Genomic DNA, 19,866 nt, shown 5'->3' with positions numbered 1-19,866 from the left:
ATCAATGACGATACAAAAGGTCATACTCTGGTATCCGCTTCTTCCGTAGCCATGAAGCTCGAAAACGGCGGAAACATCGAAGCTGCCAAGAAAGTCGGCGCAGAAATTGCCCGCCGCGCTCTTGAAAGCAATATCAAGAAAGTCGTATTTGACCGCGGCGGATATCTCTACACCGGCCGTGTTCAGGCTTTAGCTGATGCCGCTCGCGAAGGCGGCCTGGAGTTCTAGGAGGTCGCCATGGCAAACAACGATAGAAGACAGAGAAGAGAACCGAAAGAGTTCGACGAACAGGTCATTTCCATCAACCGAATCTCCAAAACCGTAAAAGGCGGTCGTAAAATGCGTTTTGCGGCTCTGGTGGTTGTTGGTGACCGTAAAGGCCGTGTCGGTGTAGGTACCGGCAAGGCAAAAGAAGTACCGGAAGCGATCCGTAAAGCTACCGAAGCTGCACGTAAGAACATGTTCCTCGTGCCAATCGTTGGAACAACCATTCCACACGAAGTTACCGGTAAATACGGCGCTGGTGCTGTATTCATGAGACCCGCTACAGAAGGTACCGGTGTTATCGCCGGCGGCGCTACACGTGCCGTTCTGGAGCTGGCCGGTATCACCGATATCCTGACCAAGAACCTCGGCAGCCGTACAAAAATCAACACTGTACGTGCTACTGTGGAAGGACTTAAATCCCTGCGTACCCTGGATCAGGTAGCTGAACTTCGCGGTAAGAAACCCGAAGAAATCCGCGGGTAAGAAGGAGGAAACGAAATGAAACTGCATGAACTTTCCCAGAGTCAGTCCCGCAAAGCGAGAAAAAGAGTAGGACGCGGACCTGGTTCCGGCCTCGGCAAAACTGCCGGCCGCGGACAGAAAGGTCAGAAAGCCCGTTCCGGCGGCGGCGTTCGTCTCGGATTTGAAGGCGGACAGACCACACTGGCCCGCCGTCTTCCAAAGCGCGGCTTTACCAACTTCAACCGTAAGGAATATGCCATCATCAACGTGGCAGATCTGAACCGTTTTGAAGACGGAACCCACGTAACGCCACAGCTTCTCAAGGAAACCGGCATGCTGAAAAAACAGCTCGCTGGTGTCAAAGTCCTCGGTGAAGGAACTCTCGAGAAGAAGCTCACCGTAAGTGCTGCAAAATTCTCCAAGAGTGCTGAAGAGGCCATCGTCAAAGCAGGCGGAACCGTAGAGGTTCTCTAAAATGAAAACCGTTAAGGCAATCTTTGAGAACAAGGACATCCGTAACCGTCTCCTGTTCACTCTCTTTGCCTTCCTGGTGTACCGTCTGGGATGCGCAATTACCGTCCCCGACGTAAACACCGCCGGACTGGTTGGCAGCCTGGAAAATAACAGCCTGTTTGCGATGATGAGCCTGCTTGGAGGCGGCGGACTGGAACAGTTCTCCGTTTTCGCAATCGGTGTTACTCCCTATATCACCGCTTCCATCATCATCCAGCTCTTAAGCACGGATGTTATCCCAGCGCTGACTGAACTTTCCAAACAGGGTGCAACCGGACGCAAGAAACTCGATCAGTACACCCGCTATCTGGCGGTTGTCTTCGGTTTCGTGCAGTCCATCTCCCTGACGTACAGCTTTAACAATATGTACAGCGGTCTGTTCTACAACGGTCTTTCGACCGCCAGACTTCTGTACGTTGCCATGATCTTTACTGCAGGCTCCATGTTCCTGGTATGGCTTGGTGACCAGATCTCCTTAAAAGGCCTCGGCAACGGTATGTCCATGATCATCATGGCCGGTATCGTCGGCCGCATGCCGCAGCAGTTCTCTGCTGCGTGGTCTTCCCTGGTTACCGGTGCAGACGGTGCAGCTGCTCCCGCAAACGGAGGCTGGATCTTCGCCGCCTACATCCTCGTCTACCTGCTGATCATCGTCTTTGTCGTACTGATCAACACGGCAGAGCTGAAAATTCGAATCCAGTACACTTCGAGTTCTATGTCTCTGTCCAAAAAGGCTACGATGAACTACCTGCCGCTGAAGATTAATACGGCTTCCGTTATCCCAGTCATCTTTGCTTCTTCGGTAATGATGGCTCCGATTCAGGTCGCCAGCTTCTTCGCAAACGGCGCTTCCTGGTACACCACCATGTCCAACTGGCTTGGCCTTCGTACCTGGTACTCGCTGACCATCTACGTAGTTCTGATTATTCTGTTTACCTTCTTCTACTCCAAGATGCAGGTTAACCCGGAGCAGGTCGCTGAGAACCTCGCCAAATCTGGCGCATACATTCCCAGCGTTCGTCCAGGCAAGCAGACGGAAACCTATCTGGACAAAGCCCTTTCCCGTATTACCGTACTCGGCGCGCTGGCCCTTTCGGCTATCGCTGTTCTCCCGCATCTGATGCCTCTCATCTGGCCTCAGCTGCCGACGTCCATGGCTCTGGGTGGCACCGGAATGATCATCGTTGTCGGTGTTGCGATTGAGACCGTACGTCAGATTCAGGGACTGGTAACCCAGAAAGCGTACAAGAAGTACTACGACTTCGATTAATCAACACGAAACTATGAATCCGGCTGATTAACTCAGCCGGATTTTTTGGAGACAGACTATGAATATTTTAATTATGGGAGCCCCAGGCTCTGGCAAAGGAACCTTCAGCAGCCGTCTGAAAGAAACGTACAACCTTGACCATATTTCTACCGGCGATCTGTTCCGCGAAAACATTTCCAAAGGAACCGATCTGGGCAAGGAAGCCAAAAGCTGCATCGATGCCGGTCACCTTGTACCGGATGATATCGTTAACCGCATGGTTCTGGACTACCTCGCTAACCGCATGGACAAATCCAAGGACGGCTATCTGCTCGACGGCTATCCCCGCACGCTCGAACAGGCTAAAACCTTCAAGAAGATGACCGATTCCACGGATCTGGCTACCGATGTCGTTCTTTACCTCGACGTCCCGGAAGATGTGCTGACCAAGCGCATTCTCGGCCGCCGTTCCTGCCCGAACTGCGGCGAAATTTTCAATATCTACTTCAAACCGTCCGCAAAGGAAGGCATCTGCGACAACTGCGGTCATGAACTGACTTACCGCGCAGATGACAACGAAGAAAGTCTGAAAACACGTCTCGGCGACTACCATGCCCTGACGGAACCAGTGATCGGCTTCTATCACGATCTTGGCCTCCTCAAAAAAGTGGATGCTAACCGCGATTTTGAAGCGATCTGGACAGACATTGTCGAAAACCTGAAGCAGGCATAACATTCCGACCTTGCCTGCTCTACGATTCGATTCTGATGCGCGTCCTGGGAAATCCAAATCTTTATCCCCGTTTTGGATTCTGATCCGCACCGTTTCGAATCGCATTTGCCTCAAAACGATATTCATCTCTAGTTCTGTTTTCTGTTTCAAAGCGTAAAATCACACGCCATTCCGCTCCCCCGCAAGCTGCGGATTCATGCAACAGGAACACAGGATATTAGAGTCGATCGATCCTCAATCCCTGCTTTTCTTTCGAAAAGGGGGATTTTTTTAATACGCCAACGCCGTTCATCCGATCGGCAGCCCCGTTTCAACGACACCCGATCAGTGGGCCCCCATCGCCCTAAAACGACAGATGACAGGTCAGCTGCAAGCCGGAATTGCGCCTTAAACACAGTCAAAAAGGTGTCTGATATTTCTGCATATCCAAAACCGTACTCCCGTGAAGCGGGCATAATAAAAGTACAGAAGAACTCTTCAAAAGAGCTATTCTGTCTCATCATCATCAGCGGCCATCGCCGCATAAACAGGAGATGTAATCAACCATGGATAGAAAAATGAATCCAGATCATAAGGACATTGCGCAAGACTGGATGAGCGTTCGGCATTCGGTTCATCAGTACAACGGAACGCCGTCGCCCATGGAAAATCAGAAAAAAAGCGTCAGTTCGGACGCCTGAATGGGTTCAGAGTGCGGTATTCATCTGCGATGCACCAATGGTTCTTTTCATGACCGTGATCGCGGCTTCATGGCTTCTGGAGCCTCCATTGCTTGCGCAATAGTTCAGGAGCACTTCGAAGGGAATATCGGATTCGAATGCGTCGGTGCAGCTTTTCAGTACGCAGCAGTCGGTATCGATCCCGACAAAGTAAAGCCGGTCAATGGAATTCTGCGCAAGAAATTCCCTGAACTCATCCGTAAAACAGGAATAGATCTTTTTCTGGAAAATCCGTTCACTTACCTGCGCGACGAAAGGATCCACCTGCGTAGAAGGCGTGTTTTCCATCAGACCCGTCCAGCCCATTCGAGAGACATAGGGGGAATCTGGCGTGTTAATAAACTGGGTAGCGACGAAATGATCAAAATGCCGCCGGGTCAGCAATGTTTTGAGGTTTGAAGGGACATCTTCCGTCGCAGGGGATAAAAACCCTTTCTGTACATCAATGATCACCAGACAGTCAGACATCGAAATCACTCCTTCTTGATAATAAAAATAATACCAGAGACAAAGATGATCCCGGCAGCCGTTATCCAGAAGAAGCGCCATCCATCCGTAAGCTGTTCTTCGAAAAGGGAAAAGAGCGTAGTCAGAATATCCAGATACGCAATGATGAAAAGCAGGATTTCACTTAGCCAGCTATATTTGCGCTGGCGCTGGTTTTCCTCGGTTGTACGATCTTCAATCAGATATTCCAGGCGCTCAATAAGCTGATCCTTGTACTCCGTAAGTCCGCTCGACTCGATCAGCGCATTTCGAATTCTTGAAACGTAAACCGGCATGCTGGAATCCGCGGTCGTCATGAACTGATTGTAGCGAGTAAGGTACTGATTCCGTAATTTTCGCAGACTCAGGGAAGAAGCGGTTTCGGTGTCGGGACAGCCGAGATCCTGTAAAAGACAATACGTATACATCCACATGGCCTGCAAATCGATTTCCAGTGCATCCATAAACCGGACATAGTCTTTTCGAATTTCCCTGGAAGAGGTTATTACGGCAGCCCAGCTGATGTATACGTCGATATCTTCCCTTAATTCATAATCGTGAGGCAGCTCAACATCGGAAAGATCGGACTGATAGGGATCACGCATGTCATCTGTCAGAGGACATACGAAGGAATCTTCTTTATTGGCAAGGCTTGGCATCAGAAGAATTTTTAAAGATTTCACAAATGTGTCATCCGTTTTCATCATTTCCATATACTCCGCTGGATCAAGCCCTGTACAGAAATGACTGACGGTCATGACATACGACAATCCATTCGATTCCCAGTCTTCTTTCGAACTCTGCCGATGAGAGGAAGGAATGAGCGCACAAATCTGATGAAGCGCACGCAGCGTTTTCTGCATGGCGAGGGAAACAGCCGGATCTTCAAAACTGCAGATCCGGCTGTGCGCTTCGCGCCGGGAACGGCAGTAGTCCTTGGCAAACTGAGCTTTGCGAATGAGAAAGGAATCGTCGCACAAGGAGAAAACGGCAATGCCGCTTTTAAAGATATACAGATCAAGCCGGCTTTGAATATGCCAGCCTGCAGCAAGATCCGGGGAAAGCTTAACCAGAAATTCGGATCGTTCGACAGGAGCAAAATGATTCAGGCTCATGTACCGATCGATATGTTCCAGAGAGGTACCAGTTAATTCGCCGCCCAGATCGGCGGGGATATAGCGCCAGGGCTGAATAAAGGGTGAAGGGCATACGGTCTCCTGCTCAGGACTTGATCCTGCTGCAGACAAATCGGCCGTCGGACAGAAAAGGTAAGACAGAACGCCCAAAAGAGCAAGAAGAGAAGACAGAATATCCAGTTTTCATATTTCGTCAGTTTCTTCTGCACAACGCATCGTGTCGGATGGTTTTACAGGCAGGATGAGCAAGTCGAATGAGAATTTTATTTCCATATATAATACGGACTGGTCTACGACAAACCAGATCGATTTCTGAGGATGGATAAGAAGTGAAAAGAATGAACCGAATAAAACCAAAAATGAAATCAAATCATCGGCTTCTTCTTCTCCCCCTCAACCCGCACATCGTCCATAGATGCCTGTTGTTTTCAGGTGCATTCGATGCCAGCGCGAAAATGAGAACGAAATAACAGAGCAAGGAAATATCATCGAGCGTATTTCTGTGCCGGGACCGATGGATAATCGAAGCCGAAGGGGATTGCCGCCAGCAAACCGGCTGACCCTTGCATGAATCCATAATGGATATTTCATGTCGAATCGCTGAACGAACTGTTTTTCCTTTTTGACGGAACAGGCAGTCTGGAAAGGGAAAAGAGTCCCATAAGAGGAGAATGTTTCGTTTTCCGCTAAGATAAAGGAGTAGAAGTACGTACGGGCAGAAAAGACCCGTCCGGATTCGTTCACAAACTTTCACAAAATGTTTCAAATGGGTCATAACTTGAAACGAAAGGCAATTGCGTCTATACTGATTAGGCGCAATTTGTTTTACCAATGGTTCCTGAACGTGAATCATCAGGGCAGCGCCCTCAGCCGTCCGGCCCGCGGTCAGTGCCCGAAAGGGAATTCCGTGAACGCCGCGAAAGCGACAAGTAATGGATCGCGCCATCAGAAATTTCAATCATCACGTTTCTGCTAAAATACGCTCACTGCGTATGAGCGGATTTTAGAAGGTTGAATACGTGAATACGAAAGGGGTATACACATGAAAGTAAGACCATCCGTGAAACCCATCTGTGACAAATGCCGTGTCATCCGCCGCAAAGGCAGAGTCATGGTAATTTGCGAAAACCCGAAGCATAAACAGAGACAGGGTTAATTAGGACAACAGGAGGAACAAATGGCTCGTATTGCAGGAGTTGACATTCCAAATAACAAACGGTCTGTCATTGCCTTAACTTATATTTATGGAATCGGCAAACCTACTGCCGAAAAGATCCTTGCAGACTGCAAGATCAGCGAAGACACCCGCATCAAAGATCTGAGCGAAGCAGAAATGAACGCACTGCGTAAAGCAGTTGACCAGATCAAGGTAGAAGGCGACCTTCGCCGTGAAGTACAGCTGAACATCAAACGTCTGATGGAAATCGGCTGCTACAGAGGTATCCGTCACCGCAAAGGACTTCCAGTTCGCGGTCAGAGAACCAAGACTAATGCCAGAACACGCAAGGGCAAGGCGAAAACAGTAGCCAACAAGAAGAAGTAGAAAGGACTGGTGAAATACTGATATGGCAAAGAAACAGCAGATTAGAAAACGTCGCGTTAAAAAGAATGTTGCCAGAGGTATGGCGCACATCCACTCTACATTCAACAACACGATCGTAACCATTACCGACGAAGGCGGTAACGCAATTTCCTGGAGTTCCGCTGGAGCACTCGGCTTCAAGGGAAGCCGTAAGAGCACACCGTATGCAGCACAGATGGCTGCTGAGGCTGCAGGCAAGGCTGCAATGGATCACGGTATGAAATCCGTTGCGGTTGAAGTAAAAGGTCCAGGTCCTGGACGTGAAGCCGCTGTCCGTGCTCTGCAGGTTGCAGGTCTGGACATCACAATGATCAACGACGTAACACCTATTCCCCATAACGGATGCCGTCCGCCGAAGAGACCACGCGGCTAATCCATCCGGATCTATTCATTTCCTGAACATCACTGTTCCATTGGCCAGCCGGCTATTCCGGTTTCGGGTCAATCCATTTTGTTTTGGATGAAATCCGGTCAATGATAAGGAAAGAATTCATCGCTCTATTGGGAAATAAAGGAGGCCCGGCAGAATGACTAACTACGAGATTACTACGCTGGAAGAGACTGACACCCTTGGAAAATTCGAAATGTCGCCTCTCCCGGATCAGTTCGGAATTACCCTGGGAAATTCACTGAGAAGAGTGCTTCTCTCTGCAATTCCTGGAGGCGCTGTCTTCAGCATTCGAATTGATGACGTCTATCACGAGTTTACAGGTGTGGAGGGCGTCACCGAAGACGTTTCGGCGATCATCCTGAACCTGAAAAAACTGATTCTGAGTATCGATATCAGCGACAACGAGATTTATACATTGCGCATTCATGAAACAGGACCATGCGTTGTCACTGCAGGCGATATTCAGTGTCCGGAAGGGGTTAAAGTGCTTAACCCGGATCTTCCGATCTGTACTCTGTCTGCCGGTAAGGAATTTTCCATGGAAATGCAGGCCAAACTTGGCCGCGGCTTTGTGGCAGCTGATATCAACAAGCACCGCCACGCTGGCCCGAACTCCCCGATCGGAGTCATCTACACCGATTCTCTTTTCTCCCCGGTAGTACGCGTTGCCTATTCCACACGTTCGGAATACAACGAGGACCACAAGCCTTATGACGTACTGACGATGGAGATTGAAACCGACGGAACTCTCAAACCGTTCCAGACGCTCGCCATCGCATCGAAGATCCTGCGCGATCACCTTGCGATTATCGGTGAAGCCAATGTGGCGCAGGAGGATCCGGCTCTTGAAGAAGAAGAGATTCTCAAGGAACGCAATGCATCGCTCAAATCCAAGATGATTGAAGACCTTGAACTTTCGGTTCGTTCCTACAACTGTCTGAAACGTGCCGGTATTTCCACCGTAGATGAACTGTGCCAGAAGACTGAATACGAAATGCAGCATGTCAGAAACCTTGGCAAGAAATCGCTGCTTGAAATCAAAGACAAAATCTACTCCCTCGGTCTTTCCTTTAAGGCCGGCGGAGATAATCAATAGGAGTCAAAGATGAAAAACCGTAAACTCGGCCGCACTTCTGATCATCGTAAAGCCCTGCTTCGCAACATGGCCACTTCGCTGATCGAAAACGGCTCAATGGAAACCACTGAAATGAAAGCCAAAGAGCTCAGTTCAGTGATGGATCGTCTCGTCACTCTCGCTAAACGTGGAGATCTTCACGCTCGCCGTCAGGCAGCTGCGTTTGTTCGCAACGTTGAAGTTGATGACGAAGGCACAACTGCTCTGCAGAAACTGTTCGACGAAATCGGACCCGCTTATGCGGATCGTACCGGCGGATACACACGTGTTGTTAAAACACGCATCCGTCGCGGTGATGCTGCTCCGATGGCAATCGTTGAATTCGTGAAGTAAACGATCATATAACCAATTTGAAGAAGGCTTCGGCCTTCTCTTTTTTTTCGCTCTTTTGAAAAATCTGGACCGACATACTCTTTCGTCTGTTCAAAAAACCGGGAGTCCGTCAAAGCGGAAATATGAATTGTGATACCATAAAACCATGAGTACGTTTGAACAGCTTACGCAGTATGGACATGCCCATCAGATCCCGATTCTGATGGACGAGTCGATGGAATGGCTGGAGAAAATTCTTCTGGAATACCGTCCTTCGACCTTTCTTGAAATTGGAACCGCCATTGGCCGAACTTCCATTGAAGCGGCCCGCATTCTCCCCGATCTTCAGGTCATGACGATTGAGCGGGATCCTGAAATGGCCGCCCAGGCCAGGAAAAACATCGAAGCCAGTGAACAGAAAGATCGCATTACCTTTATTGAAGGCGACGCCCGATATGTCGATCTGAGCGGCCAGACATTTGATCTGATTTTTATCGATGCTGCCAAAAGCCAGTACAGACGCTTTTTTGAGAAATACAGTCCGCTGCTTTCCGAGAATGGTCTGATCATTACCGACAACATGTTTTTCCATGGCCTGGTCGAACATCCGGAACGAACGCATAATCGACATACGAAAGGTCTGATTCGAAGACTTCGGGCGTACTGGGAGTTTCTTGAAACCAACGAGGAGTTTGAAACGACCATTCTGAACATCGGGGATGGTCTCGCTCTCACAAGGAGGAAACATGCTTAAATTCTTATTGAAAACTGGTGCCGTCGTCGCAGCAGCCGGGCTTGTACTCGGTCTGATTAAGAAATACGAAGACGACCGCGCTATGAACGAGGAAGACTGGGATTACGAAATCCAGAAAACTCCGGAAACCGACGCAGATGACGCAGCGAAGGAAACGCCGACGGATACCGCAGAAGTAAAATCTGCACCGGAAGAAACCGCCAAGCCAGAACCGGCAGAAGAGAGCACAGACGAAGAACAGTCTCTTCCTGCCATTCTTCCCGAAGAAGAACCCGTACCGGTTACAGACGAATCCGTAACGGCTGAAACGACGACACCGGAACACGAATCCGAAACGCCAGCGGAAAACAAGCCGAAATCCACTGAAGAATAAAGTCTCTTCCTCTTATGAGGAAAAGAAAGCAGGCTGCTGTACAGCTTCCGATTAGAGCTGTCCAAAATCCGCCTGAAGAAAGAAGGGTAAATCATGAAAGGTCTCAACAGGTTTCTGAAATTTGTGGCCGCTCTGGCGGCGATCGCCGCTGCCGTCGCAGCCATTGTGTATTTCTTCGAACGGCGCAACCGTGAGATGGAAGAGCTAGACGCCTATCTGATGGGCGATGATCCAACGTCCTCTTCCACCGATTTCGTTTCCTCGAATACAGATGCTGCACCGGATTATCTGAAAGAAGACTTTGAACAGCTGGGCACGCTCGATCAGGGCGAAATCATTAACGTATCCCTGATGGCAAGCCCCAACGATGTACAGGCTGTCCAGGAACAGCTGGCCGCAGCCGGGTATTCGAGCACATACGACCACGAAGGCATGATTCTCGACATTACGCTCAGCGGTCCGAAAGACGAACAGGAAATTCAGGAGTTCGTTGAGGAACTCGAAAAGATTTTAAGCAGCCGCAGCGTCGAGTATATCGGCTACGCCCTCGAATAATCTGAAAAAAGGATCAGATCCAATTCAACAGAAACAAGGCTCTCGCAACGGACGAACCAGCCCGGAAAGCGAGAGCCTTTTTGTATGCGGATGATCTGTTCTCAAATTCGTATCCCAAAAGCAAACATCTGCAGACGGGCGTTTCCAACAGAAAGAAAGAAATGGATCTTGACAAATTCTAATCCTTAAAAATACACGACGAATATAAAATAAAACACGTGTACGAATCGCCAAATGGACTGAACCGAATCAAAAAAGAGGAAAGTGCTTTCAAAAAACATTGAATCGACACCGTGAAGACCAATATAATCTAAGTGATTCATTCTGCCCGAACCGGCAGAAGAGGAAAGAGAAAGGATTGAAACAGTATGAATAAGAGAAGACTGACTGCTCAGCTCCTCTCTGGTGTTTTAGCCGCGCAGGCTTTCCTGGCTGCGACTCCGATTGCTGCTCAGGGCGAACGAGCCAGCGATCTGAAGCCAAACGATTCCGTTACACAGGATCCTGCCGCTTCTAAATTCACAGGGATGGAGTGGAGCGGTACCGATTACACCGTCGATGGCAAGACTGAAAACTATGTCGACACCTTTGGCGTGAATCGGGAAGATGCTTCGACCATGATCGTTCCGTTCCAGGACGACGCATCCGCACGAAAAAGTGCCTTTGAATACAAGGCCAGAGAAAATTCGGACTACATGCAGATGCTGACAGGAGACAACGAGACATGGCAGCTCAATGTGGTTCAGAATCCCGAAGCCGCCGAAAAATTTGAAGGCGCAAACGGATTCACCAGTAAAGAGTTCTCCAATGATGCATGGAAAGACGTTACGCTCCCCTGTTCCTGGACGATGCAGGGTTTTGATTTCTCCATTTACACCAACCAGACCATTCCATGGCAGACCAAATACGGCGACAGCACCTCGCCAAACCTGGCGCCTGCCGCTCCGACCCACTACAATCCGGTCGGCATGTACCGCAAAAACTTCACACTCAAAAAAGGCATGCTCGATGACAGCCGCCGCGTGTACATTAACTTCCAGGGCGTTGAGTCTGCGTATTACGTGTATGTCAACGGCCATGAAGTCGGCTATTCCGAAGATACTTTCTCGCCGCACAAATTTGATATCACCGATTACCTGCAGGAAGGCGATAACTTCCTGGCGGTTAAAGTTCTGAAATTTTCCGACGCCGTATGGATGGAAGACCAGGACATGATTTATGACGGCGGTATTTTCCGCGACGTCTTCCTGACTTCCGCACCGCTCGCCCAGATCAAGGACTACAAAGTGGAAACCGATCTCGATTCGACGTACACCAATGCCGATCTGAAAGTGAAGATGGATGTAAGCAACCTTTCGTCTTCCAATCTTGAAAACTGGAGCGTGGATCTGGCCGTTTATGACGAAGACGGTACGAACATTCAGGCCAATGCCACAGATATCAGCCAGGCTGTATCTGTAAACGCCGGCGAGGAAGGCATCGTTCAGATTACTTCCCGTGTCAACAATCCAAAACTCTGGAGTTCCGAACATCCAAACCTGTATGCGCTCGTTCTGCATCTGAAAGATGCCGACGGAAATGTTGTCGAAACGCTGTCCACACAGCTTGGTTTCCGCGAAATCGAATACACGCATACCCAGACCGATGACGATGGCTGGACCACCACGACGAAGTGGGATCCAATCAAGATCAACGGTGAAAATCTGCTGCTCAAAGGTACCGACCGTCACGACTCCGATCCGGTTTACGGCAAAGCCACCCCGATGAAATCGGTGGAAGCCGATCTGAGCCTGATGAAGCAGAACAACATCAACGCGATCCGTACCTCTCACTATTCCAACGACGACTACCTGTACTGGCTGGCTAACCGCTGGGGCCTGTACATCATGGCCGAAACAAACGTGGAATCCCACTGCTTCATGTCCGACGGCTGGCTGGGCGGCGAGTCTGGCATTGCCTCGCGCTACAAAGCAAAATTCTACAACGTCATCATGGACCGTGAAGAAACGGCGTTTGAACGTCTGAAAAACAATCCGTCCGTCGTGATGTGGTCTTTAGGAAACGAAACTGCACGACCGTATAAACTCGACGACGGCAACTACGTCTTCCGCGATGCGATGCGCTATTTCAAGGAAGAAGACCCGACCCGTCCGGTTCTGTTTGAATCGTTCGGCCCTGACATGGGCGGCGATCTGCACGGCGAACAGTATACTGGCGTAGACGGCATTAAGTACTATGCCGGCGAAGGCAAGATTCCTTACGTTCTGACCGAGTACGTTCACTCGATGGGCAACTCGACCGGACACATTTCCGACTACTGGGATGTCATCCGCTCCGCAGACAACATGGCCGGCGCCTTTGTCTGGGACTGGGTAGACCAGTCGCGCTACAAGAGCCTCAGCGACTTCTTCGCTGGCTGGAACTTCAAGGAAGCCCAGCATAACCTCACCGGTACAGCCGAAGGTGAACGGAAGGATCTGCAGACCGGCCTGGACGGCAGCAAAACCCTCAACGACGGCGCAGCCTTCAGCGGCTACCTTCTGATCGACCAGAACGATAAGATCGATGAAACCCTCAGCGGCGCGGACCGTACGTTCACGCTCGAAGTCAACGTGAAGCCAAAATCCGTGGCCAGCGATGATGTGTATCTGACCAAGGGCGACTCGCAGGTAGCGCTCAAGACGAACAAGTCCAACCAGATTGAGTTCTACGTTTACGACAGTACCTGGAGAAGCGTAACCTGGCCGATCCCGGAAAACTGGGCCAACAACTGGCAGCATCTGACCGTGACCTACGATAAGGGCACCGTAAATCTGTACATCAACGGAGAAAAATACGGCGACACCAAGTCCACAGGCAACATCACCATCAAAAACACCAGTTACCAGCTGGGCGTAGGCGCACAGACCGAAGTCAATCTGCGCCGCGTCAACGGCGACATTTCCATTGCCCGCATTTATAACAAGGCCCTCACGGCGGACGAAGTCAGAGGCCAGCACTCCGCAGAGCCGGCCATCGGCAAAGGCGATGACTCTGTAGTCCTCTGGGTTGACTATGCGGACAAGGAAACCACACAGCTGACTGATAAGGATACGAGTGTCTGGGATTACTACAGTACCGAAGGCGCGCATGCCGGCATTTATCCAGAGGAAGCCGAAGGACACTTCCTGGCGTACGGCGGCGACTGGGGCGATGTTCCAAACGACAACTCCTTCTGCGCAAACGGTCTGGTTTCCGCCAACCGCGACCCGCAGCCGGAACTGAACGAAGTCAAATTCCAGTACCAGAACCTTTGGTTCACCGCGACGGAAATGCAGCTGCTGTCCAAGAAAGTCACCGTCTACAACGAAAACAACTTCGCTAACTTCAACGAATACGATGTGGAATGGGAAGTTCTTGAAGACGGCAAAGTCGTTAAGAGCGGCACGGTAGTTACACCAAGCATTGAAGGACGCGAAACGCAGGAAATTTCCGTTCCGTATGAACTCCCAGAGCTCAAGGACGGATGCGAATATCTGCTCAACGTACGTGCAAAACTGAAAAACGACACCGACTGGGCCAAAGCCGGCCACGAACTGTCTTACGCGCAGTTTGTTCTGCCAACCGACCAGGCACAGTATCAGGCAGCAGCCAATACGAACCCGGTAACGGTTACTCCGAACAATACCAAATTCACCGTTACTGGAAACGGCTTCTCCTTTGATATCGATAAGACGAGCGGTCAGATGCTCAACTACGTTTACGGCGATGACACTGTCATTAAGGAAGGTCCAAAACCGAACTTCTGGCGCTGCCTGACCGAAAACGATGAGCGCGAAGGCGATTCCATCTTCGACCACAACTGGAGAAATGCCATGAATAACGCCACAGCGGAAGTAACAGCTGCTGAGGAAAACGGCAAGAACGTCATTACCGCCGTTCTGACTCTGCCAAGCGCGCAGGATGCGAAAGTGACCATCGTCTACACGATCGACGGCAGCGGTGCCGTAACGATGCACATGAAGAGCGATGCGACAAACACCACCATGGGCAACTACATCATGGTCGGCTCGAACATGATTCTTCCGGAAGGATACGAAAACGTCAGCTGGTATGCGGACGGACCGGATGAAACGCTCCTTGACCGTATGACATCCGCTCGTGCGACAGCCTTCTCCAAGACCGTTTCGGAAAACTTCTACCCGTACATCAAAGTCGATGACACCGGTATGTATCCAGGCACCCGCTGGATGCGCGTCTCCTCGACAAACAGCGATACCGACCTGCTCGTTGTCGCTAAGAACACCGTTCAGACCAGTGCTCTGCACTTCACCCCAGAACAGATGAACGCAGCCAGCCATCCGTACGAACTGACACCGATGAAGGATACCGTAATCGGCATCAACTACGGATCCAAGGGTACCGGCGGCGCCACCTGCGGGGAAGGCACCCGCGCAGAATACCGTCTGCCAAACCAGGTTTACGAGTGGGAATTCACTCTGGTTCCAGTCGCAAAAACCAAAGAAGACATTTCTACCGAATACCATACGTTCCACAACGCACAGATTCTGACCACCGAAGATATCGTTGAGAACGCCGCAGACGCGATGAACGAAAAGATCACCGCGTTCCTGCCGGCTCAGGCTTCTCAGCTTGACGAGGCTAAGGCGCTCAAAGCGGAATACGACGCTCTGCCAGATTCTGTAAAAGCGAAGATCACCGAAGACAACAAGACCAAAGTCAGCGGAATCGTTGCGGAAGTCGAAGCCTTCGTGGGCAAAATCAGCGTTCTGAAAGACCAGTCAAAAAACCATCTCGACGTACCTCTGGAAGATACGATGAAATTCGCGCGTGAAGCCGACGGCACCGAAGCCTTTGGCGGCTACGCGTACCTCGGTCACAACGACGTGATTGCTCCTGTCTTTGCGGCAGGCAAATCCTGGACGATGGAAACCGTGATTATTCCGACAACCATGTCCGGACAGAAAACTCTGCTTTCCAAAGGCGACTATCTGACCACGCTCCGTCAGCAGAATGCCAACCTCTCCTTCCACATTTCCAACGGAAGCAGCTGGTATGCGACGGACACAAACGACAGCACCGCTTTCACCAGCGAAGAACAGGCAAATTTCGTCGGCAAGCAGCACCGCATTACCGCGATGTATGACTACACGGAAGGAACGCTCTCCATCTACTACGATGGCGAACTCCATACGACAAAGAATGTCGGCCAGGTAGACATCGCAAGCTCGGTAAACGAAGCCCAGCAGCTTTGCATCGGCATCGACCCGCAGAACACGGATCGTATCGGCGATGCGAAGTACGTCTCTGTTCGTCTCTTCAATAAGGCTCTGAGCGCTGATGAAGCGAAAACCGGCCTTACTGCAGACAATGAGAGTACCGTTCTCTGGCTTGATGCCAGCAAGCGTGCTTCGCTCGATGTGGATCTGAGCTATCTCGAACTTGCAGCCGGCAAAGCTGCAGAAGCTAACGCGCATGCAACGGACTACAAGGAAATTTCCAATGCAGTCAAGAACGCAGCCGCAACGGTTTCTGACCTGCGCAGCCAGGTTCTGGCTGGAACCGCTACGCAGCAGATGATCAACGAGAAAGCCGCTGAAATCAACAACGCGGTACTCGCTCTTCGTCTCAAACCTGTCGCTTCCAAGCTCGAAGATCTCGACTAAGCGCAGCAGCACAGCGGCCAGATGGCTAGTCCGCCTGAATGCTTATGACGATGACGTCGTGATTCCCACGTAAAGCGCGCGGATCCTGGCTATAAACCGCCTAAGCTATGCAAGTACAAGTCATTCCAGCTCAATTGACCTCTATGAAGCTCTGTATGCCCCTTTTCAGGGACATATGGGGCTTCTTTTTGTCGGCCAGCCTGGAAACGCCGGACACACGGTTTTAAAACGCCTTAAAATTTCGGGCGCCTCTGGGCAAAGAAAAAGCCGGCGGCTGAAGCAGCGCCGGCTTTGAAAGGAGCGGGGCGTAAAATGACAGAAGAAGCAGAAAGTATTGAAGAAACGGCCCAGGGTGAAGAAGAGCGGAACGATCCGCTTCAAGATGAACGGACGGCTTTTTTGCCTGGGTCTGCGCGGGTCGATGCGACGCTTTTCGCACAGCCGTCTTCAGCATGAATTTCCTTTCGGATCTGCATCCAGTCCACATGATGGGAGCAGTGCGCGCAGTCTCCGCTGCAGGATGTCTTCTTTTGATGAAGTGCGCCCCAGAGTATACAGAATACGATGGCGCCCAATCCAAGCGTCACAATCCAGTCGCCAATGGACATCGTGTTTCTCCTTTCCAGTTTTTAATTAAGCAGGAGCGCATCCCGTTTTCCGTCTTGCCTTCAGGGCAGAGGAGGGGATGCGCTTATTCAGCGTTATCGCTTTTCCAGGGCAATTTCCACAGGAAGCGCCCGATTACGCGCCTCATAGCCTTTTCGAAACAGCAGGTAAATCAGCAGCCCAAGAAGGGCAAAAGCGACAAGGCTGAAGACGTTAAAGGCCACTTCGCCGGTGATCAGGCCGCCGATTTGATACACCATCAGCGCGATGGAATAGGCAAAGACGCACATGTAGCCGATCGATGCGAGCGTCTTTTGTGTTGTTCATCTCGCGCTTGATGGCGCCCATGGCCGCAAAGCAGGGGGCGCAGAGCAGGTTGAAAATCATGAAGCTCCAGGCAGCGAGGGCCGAAAAGTCGGCTTCGATCGCCGTCCAGATTTCCATTCCGTTTTCTGCCACGGGCCCGGCGGAGTACAGCACCCCAAACGTATTGACGACTTCTTCCTTGGCAATGAGGCCGGTAAATGTCGCTACCGTGGCTTTCCAGGCCATGTCTCCGATCCAGCCAAGCGGTGCAAAAATCCAGGCGATCGAACGGCCGATGGACGCCAGCAGGGAAACGTTGTTGTCTTCGACCATGACGAACTGTCCGTTCTCAAAGCCAAAGCTCTGTAAAAACCAGAGCACGATCGCCGAAGCAAGAATCAGCGTACCGGCCCGCTTGATGAAGGACCAGCCCCGCTCCCAGGTCGATGAGAAAATATTGCGCAGCGTCGGCATATGGTAAGCCGGCAGTTCCATGACAAACGGCGCCGGTTCTCCCGCAAACGCCTTGAACTTTTTCAGGATGATTCCGGAGCAGACCACGGCGGCGATGCCGATCACAAATGCGCTCACGGCGATCAGAGAACTCTGGCCGAATACCGCACCCGCAAACAGGGCGATAATCGGCATTTTGGCTGAACAGGGAATGAAGCCGGTCGTCATGATCGTCATCTTCCGGTCCCGGTCTTGTTCAATCGTACGGCTGGTCATAATGCCCGGAACGCCGCATCCCGTCGCAACCAGCATCGGGATAAAGCTTTTTCCAGACAGACCAAACCGCCGAAACAGGCGGTCCATGATGAACGCCACGCGCGCCATGTAGCCGCAGTCTTCAAGAATGGAAAGCAGGAAAAACAGAACGAGAATCTGCGGCACAAAGCCGAGAACCGCGCCGACGCCGCTGATTATTCCATCCTGAATCAGAGAAGCCAGCACTGGATTGACATGCATCCAGACGAGCAGGTTTTCCACGCCATTTGGAATCCATTCTCCAAAAAGAACGTCATTGACCCAGTCGGTTCCCATAGTACCAATGGAAACCGCCGTACTGCCCATCGCAATCGTATAGATGATATACATGATCAAAATGAAAATGGGAAGCGCGAGCCAGCGGTTCGTCACGATCCGGTCGACCCGGTCGGAGAGGGTAAGATCTGATTTCCGGGCTTTTCGCGTAAAGCAGTCTGTAAGAATTCGAGCAATCGCGTCATACCGCTGAGAGGTGATGATCGATTCGCAGTCATCATCCATTGCCGTTTCGATCTCTTTGCGAATGGCCTGAATCTCTGCCGTCTGTGCCTTTGAAAGCTTCAGTTCGTTCAGAACGCGTTCATCGTTTTCGAAGACTTTAACCGCATACCAGAAGCGGGTCTGCGTATCCGTTTTCGGGGCAAGAATCGCTTCGATTTTTTCAAGCGCTGCCTGTACATTCGCGCTGTACAGATCGAGAGGTTCGGGCTGGGAAGGCATTTGATGCAGGAGCTTTTCCAGTTCGTCCAGTCCTTCTTTTTTCAGAGCGGAAATGGCGATTACCGGAATGTGCAGCTTTTGGGAAAGCTTCTGCAGATCGAGCGTGTCGCCGTTGGCCCGGACCAGATCGGCCATGTTAACGGCCAGGATTACCGGAATTCCCAGTTCAAGCAGCTGGGTCGTTAAATACAGATTACGTTCGATACTCGTTCCATCGACAATGTTCAGAAGCAGATCCGGCTTTTCCTGAAGCAGGTAGCTTCGCGAGACGACTTCTTCCAGACTGTAGGGGGAAAGGGAATAAATGCCTGGAAGGTCCTGAAGGCGAATGGAAGAATCGTTTCTGAGCGGACCTTCTTTCTTTTCCACCGTTACGCCAGGCCAGTTGCCGGTGTACTGGCGCGCACCGGTGAGCTGGTTGAATAAAGTCGTTTTGCCGCAGTTGGGATTGCCGGCGAGTGCGATTGTCTTCATGCGTTTTTCTCCTTTCCGCGGGCCCTGTCGGAAATTTCCTCGACTTCGATCATGGCTGCATCGGCTTTTCGCAAAGAGAGCTCATAGCCGCGCACATTCAGTTCCATAGGATCGCCAAGGGGCGCCACTTTTCGAATATAGACGGTCACGCCTTTGGTCAGTCCCATGTCCATAATGCGGCGCTTGACGGGTCCCGTTCCGCAAAGACGAACAATGCGAAGCGTATGACCAGGGGCAAATTCATTCAGAGTCATTGGGGGCATTCCTCCATCAGAATGCGTCTGGCCATCGACGCATCGATCGCCAGACGGGTTCCTTTCATTTCTACAATCAGATTTTCTGCGATTTTCTGACGGACGACGAGTTTCGCCTGCGGAAAAAAGCCAAGCTCGGCAAGCCGGGTACGCATTTTTTCGCCGCCTGTGATCTTGGCGATCTGCAGGGGCGTGTCCTTGTCACAAAGGGATAAAGGCATCATGGATTCTCCTTTCAGCTGGGAATTGCAAGAACGTTCGGCAATAGTTAGGTTTAACTAACAGCGTTTAGTATAAGCTAATTGAAATGTACGTCAAGCGGAATTTGTCCAGACTAACTATGTTGAATCCAATGTAAGTGTCAAACAATCGACGGGTATACGCGAGACTGAATATTAGATACGC

Annotated in this window: 20 protein-coding genes and 1 pseudogene; 15 read left to right on the top strand and 6 right to left on the bottom strand. The window is 50.9% G+C overall.

Annotation, left to right across the window (positions count from 1 at the left end):
- From rplR to ACLUYS_RS04965, 6 genes are all read left to right on the top strand, one after another.
- Positions 1-228, top strand: a 228-nt coding sequence (gene rplR / locus ACLUYS_RS04990; RefSeq protein ID WP_412659288.1) for a 50S ribosomal protein L18, incomplete at its 5' end; no start/stop codon positions are given.
- Positions 229-237: 9 nt separating this feature from the next.
- Positions 238-750: a 30S ribosomal protein S5 gene (gene rpsE, locus ACLUYS_RS04985; RefSeq protein ID WP_230268155.1), complete on the top strand. Its 513-nt coding sequence runs from the start codon at positions 238-240 to the stop codon at positions 748-750.
- A 15-nt stretch (positions 751-765) separates the two neighbouring features.
- Positions 766-1,203: a 50S ribosomal protein L15 gene (gene rplO, locus ACLUYS_RS04980; RefSeq protein WP_230268156.1), complete on the top strand. Its 438-nt coding sequence runs from the start codon at positions 766-768 to the stop codon at positions 1,201-1,203.
- Between the two features lies 1 nt (position 1,204).
- Entirely contained in the window at positions 1,205-2,512 is a 1,308-nt protein-coding gene (gene secY, locus ACLUYS_RS04975; RefSeq protein WP_230268157.1) for a preprotein translocase subunit SecY, read from the top strand.
- Positions 2,513-2,570: 58 nt separating this feature from the next.
- The gene (locus ACLUYS_RS04970; protein ID WP_230268158.1) at positions 2,571-3,224 is read left to right on the top strand and encodes an adenylate kinase; all 654 of its coding nucleotides are present in this window, start codon (positions 2,571-2,573) and stop codon (positions 3,222-3,224) included.
- A 545-nt stretch (positions 3,225-3,769) separates the two neighbouring features.
- Positions 3,770-3,904: a hypothetical protein gene (locus ACLUYS_RS04965; RefSeq protein WP_412659287.1), complete on the top strand. Its 135-nt coding sequence runs from the start codon at positions 3,770-3,772 to the stop codon at positions 3,902-3,904.
- A 6-nt stretch (positions 3,905-3,910) separates the two neighbouring features.
- Here the strand turns inward: ACLUYS_RS04965 and ACLUYS_RS04960 are convergent, their stop codons facing one another.
- Together ACLUYS_RS04960 and ACLUYS_RS04955 are read right to left on the bottom strand one after the other, a co-directional pair.
- Positions 3,911-4,411 carry an isochorismatase family cysteine hydrolase gene (locus ACLUYS_RS04960; RefSeq protein WP_412659286.1) on the bottom strand — a complete coding sequence of 167 codons (501 nt, stop codon included), beginning with the start codon at positions 4,409-4,411 and terminating at the stop codon, positions 3,911-3,913.
- A 5-nt stretch (positions 4,412-4,416) separates the two neighbouring features.
- Positions 4,417-5,544 (bottom strand): hypothetical protein, encoded by a 1,128-nt coding sequence (locus ACLUYS_RS04955; protein WP_412659285.1) that lies wholly within the window; start codon positions 5,542-5,544, stop codon positions 4,417-4,419.
- Between the two features lie 1,063 nt (positions 5,545-6,607).
- Between ACLUYS_RS04955 and rpmJ the strand changes: the two genes are divergently transcribed.
- From rpmJ to ACLUYS_RS04910, 9 genes are all read left to right on the top strand, one after another.
- Positions 6,608-6,721 carry a 50S ribosomal protein L36 gene (rpmJ, locus tag ACLUYS_RS04950; protein WP_075819078.1) on the top strand — a complete coding sequence of 38 codons (114 nt, stop codon included), beginning with the start codon at positions 6,608-6,610 and terminating at the stop codon, positions 6,719-6,721.
- 21 nt (positions 6,722-6,742) lie between these two features.
- Entirely contained in the window at positions 6,743-7,108 is a 366-nt protein-coding gene (gene rpsM, locus ACLUYS_RS04945) for a 30S ribosomal protein S13 (protein WP_230268162.1), read from the top strand.
- Positions 7,109-7,130: 22 nt separating this feature from the next.
- The gene (gene rpsK, locus ACLUYS_RS04940; RefSeq protein ID WP_230226636.1) at positions 7,131-7,520 is read left to right on the top strand and encodes a 30S ribosomal protein S11; all 390 of its coding nucleotides are present in this window, start codon (positions 7,131-7,133) and stop codon (positions 7,518-7,520) included.
- 154 nt (positions 7,521-7,674) lie between these two features.
- Positions 7,675-8,634: a DNA-directed RNA polymerase subunit alpha gene (locus ACLUYS_RS04935; protein WP_230268163.1), complete on the top strand. Its 960-nt coding sequence runs from the start codon at positions 7,675-7,677 to the stop codon at positions 8,632-8,634.
- A gap of 9 nt (positions 8,635-8,643) precedes the next feature.
- Positions 8,644-9,006, top strand: coding sequence for a 50S ribosomal protein L17 (gene rplQ / locus ACLUYS_RS04930; RefSeq protein WP_230268164.1), 363 nt, complete (start codon positions 8,644-8,646; stop codon positions 9,004-9,006).
- Between the two features lie 145 nt (positions 9,007-9,151).
- Positions 9,152-9,739 carry an O-methyltransferase gene (locus ACLUYS_RS04925; RefSeq protein ID WP_288340539.1) on the top strand — a complete coding sequence of 196 codons (588 nt, stop codon included), beginning with the start codon at positions 9,152-9,154 and terminating at the stop codon, positions 9,737-9,739.
- Complete coding sequence (locus ACLUYS_RS04920; RefSeq protein ID WP_412659284.1) at positions 9,732-10,112, top strand: hypothetical protein; 381 nt, start codon at positions 9,732-9,734, stop codon at positions 10,110-10,112. The genes ACLUYS_RS04925 and ACLUYS_RS04920 overlap by 8 nt, the downstream gene beginning before the upstream one ends.
- 93 nt (positions 10,113-10,205) lie before the next feature.
- On the top strand, positions 10,206-10,667 hold the full coding sequence (locus ACLUYS_RS04915) for a hypothetical protein (RefSeq protein WP_230268167.1): 462 nt from the start codon (positions 10,206-10,208) through the stop codon (positions 10,665-10,667).
- Between the two features lie 368 nt (positions 10,668-11,035).
- Positions 11,036-16,333 (top strand): glycoside hydrolase family 2 TIM barrel-domain containing protein, encoded by a 5,298-nt coding sequence (locus ACLUYS_RS04910; protein WP_412659283.1) that lies wholly within the window; start codon positions 11,036-11,038, stop codon positions 16,331-16,333.
- Positions 16,334-16,710: 377 nt separating this feature from the next.
- On the opposite strand, the gene ACLUYS_RS04905 is transcribed toward ACLUYS_RS04910, so the two are convergent.
- The 4 genes and pseudogenes from ACLUYS_RS04905 to ACLUYS_RS04890 all read right to left on the bottom strand — a co-directional run bounded on the left by ACLUYS_RS04905 (position 16,711) and on the right by ACLUYS_RS04890 (position 19,685).
- Positions 16,711-16,941: a FeoB-associated Cys-rich membrane protein gene (locus ACLUYS_RS04905; RefSeq protein WP_230268376.1), complete on the bottom strand. Its 231-nt coding sequence runs from the start codon at positions 16,939-16,941 to the stop codon at positions 16,711-16,713.
- Between the two features lie 93 nt (positions 16,942-17,034).
- Positions 17,035-19,207, bottom strand: a pseudogene (gene feoB / locus ACLUYS_RS04900) (ferrous iron transport protein B).
- Complete coding sequence (locus ACLUYS_RS04895) at positions 19,204-19,461, bottom strand: FeoA family protein (RefSeq protein ID WP_230268374.1); 258 nt, start codon at positions 19,459-19,461, stop codon at positions 19,204-19,206. Before ACLUYS_RS04895 ends, feoB begins: the two are co-directional and overlap by 4 nt.
- On the bottom strand, positions 19,458-19,685 hold the full coding sequence (locus ACLUYS_RS04890) for a FeoA family protein (protein ID WP_412659282.1): 228 nt from the start codon (positions 19,683-19,685) through the stop codon (positions 19,458-19,460). Before ACLUYS_RS04890 ends, ACLUYS_RS04895 begins: the two co-directional genes overlap by 4 nt.
- Between the last annotated feature and the right edge of the window lie 181 nt (positions 19,686-19,866).

Origin of the sequence: Allobaculum sp., assembly GCF_047010065.1 — a bacterium.
Taxonomy (GTDB): Bacteria; Bacillota_I; Bacilli_A; order Erysipelotrichales; family Erysipelotrichaceae; genus Allobaculum; species Allobaculum fili.
This window is presented reverse-complemented; position numbering and strand designations above follow the sequence as displayed.

Bases quoted from the DNA above. Each gene is read 5' to 3' on its own strand.
- rpsE (WP_230268155.1), top strand. From the start codon at position 238: ATGGCAAACAACGATAGAAGACAGAGAAGAGAACCGAAAGAGTTCGAC.
- rplO (WP_230268156.1), top strand. From the start codon at position 766: ATGAAACTGCATGAACTTTCCCAGAGTCAGTCCCGCAAAGCGAGAAAA.
- secY (WP_230268157.1), top strand. From the start codon at position 1,205: ATGAAAACCGTTAAGGCAATCTTTGAGAACAAGGACATCCGTAACCGT.
- ACLUYS_RS04970 (WP_230268158.1), top strand. From the start codon at position 2,571: ATGAATATTTTAATTATGGGAGCCCCAGGCTCTGGCAAAGGAACCTTC.
- ACLUYS_RS04965 (WP_412659287.1), top strand. From the start codon at position 3,770: ATGGATAGAAAAATGAATCCAGATCATAAGGACATTGCGCAAGACTGG.
- ACLUYS_RS04960 (WP_412659286.1), bottom strand. From the start codon at position 4,411: ATGTCTGACTGTCTGGTGATCATTGATGTACAGAAAGGGTTTTTATCC.
- ACLUYS_RS04955 (WP_412659285.1), bottom strand. From the start codon at position 5,544: ATGAGCCTGAATCATTTTGCTCCTGTCGAACGATCCGAATTTCTGGTT.
- rpmJ (WP_075819078.1), top strand. From the start codon at position 6,608: ATGAAAGTAAGACCATCCGTGAAACCCATCTGTGACAAATGCCGTGTC.
- rpsM (WP_230268162.1), top strand. From the start codon at position 6,743: ATGGCTCGTATTGCAGGAGTTGACATTCCAAATAACAAACGGTCTGTC.
- rpsK (WP_230226636.1), top strand. From the start codon at position 7,131: ATGGCAAAGAAACAGCAGATTAGAAAACGTCGCGTTAAAAAGAATGTT.
- ACLUYS_RS04935 (WP_230268163.1), top strand. From the start codon at position 7,675: ATGACTAACTACGAGATTACTACGCTGGAAGAGACTGACACCCTTGGA.
- rplQ (WP_230268164.1), top strand. From the start codon at position 8,644: ATGAAAAACCGTAAACTCGGCCGCACTTCTGATCATCGTAAAGCCCTG.
- ACLUYS_RS04925 (WP_288340539.1), top strand. From the start codon at position 9,152: ATGAGTACGTTTGAACAGCTTACGCAGTATGGACATGCCCATCAGATC.
- ACLUYS_RS04920 (WP_412659284.1), top strand. From the start codon at position 9,732: ATGCTTAAATTCTTATTGAAAACTGGTGCCGTCGTCGCAGCAGCCGGG.
- ACLUYS_RS04915 (WP_230268167.1), top strand. From the start codon at position 10,206: ATGAAAGGTCTCAACAGGTTTCTGAAATTTGTGGCCGCTCTGGCGGCG.
- ACLUYS_RS04910 (WP_412659283.1), top strand. From the start codon at position 11,036: ATGAATAAGAGAAGACTGACTGCTCAGCTCCTCTCTGGTGTTTTAGCC.
- ACLUYS_RS04905 (WP_230268376.1), bottom strand. From the start codon at position 16,941: ATGTCCATTGGCGACTGGATTGTGACGCTTGGATTGGGCGCCATCGTA.
- ACLUYS_RS04895 (WP_230268374.1), bottom strand. From the start codon at position 19,461: ATGACTCTGAATGAATTTGCCCCTGGTCATACGCTTCGCATTGTTCGT.
- ACLUYS_RS04890 (WP_412659282.1), bottom strand. From the start codon at position 19,685: ATGATGCCTTTATCCCTTTGTGACAAGGACACGCCCCTGCAGATCGCC.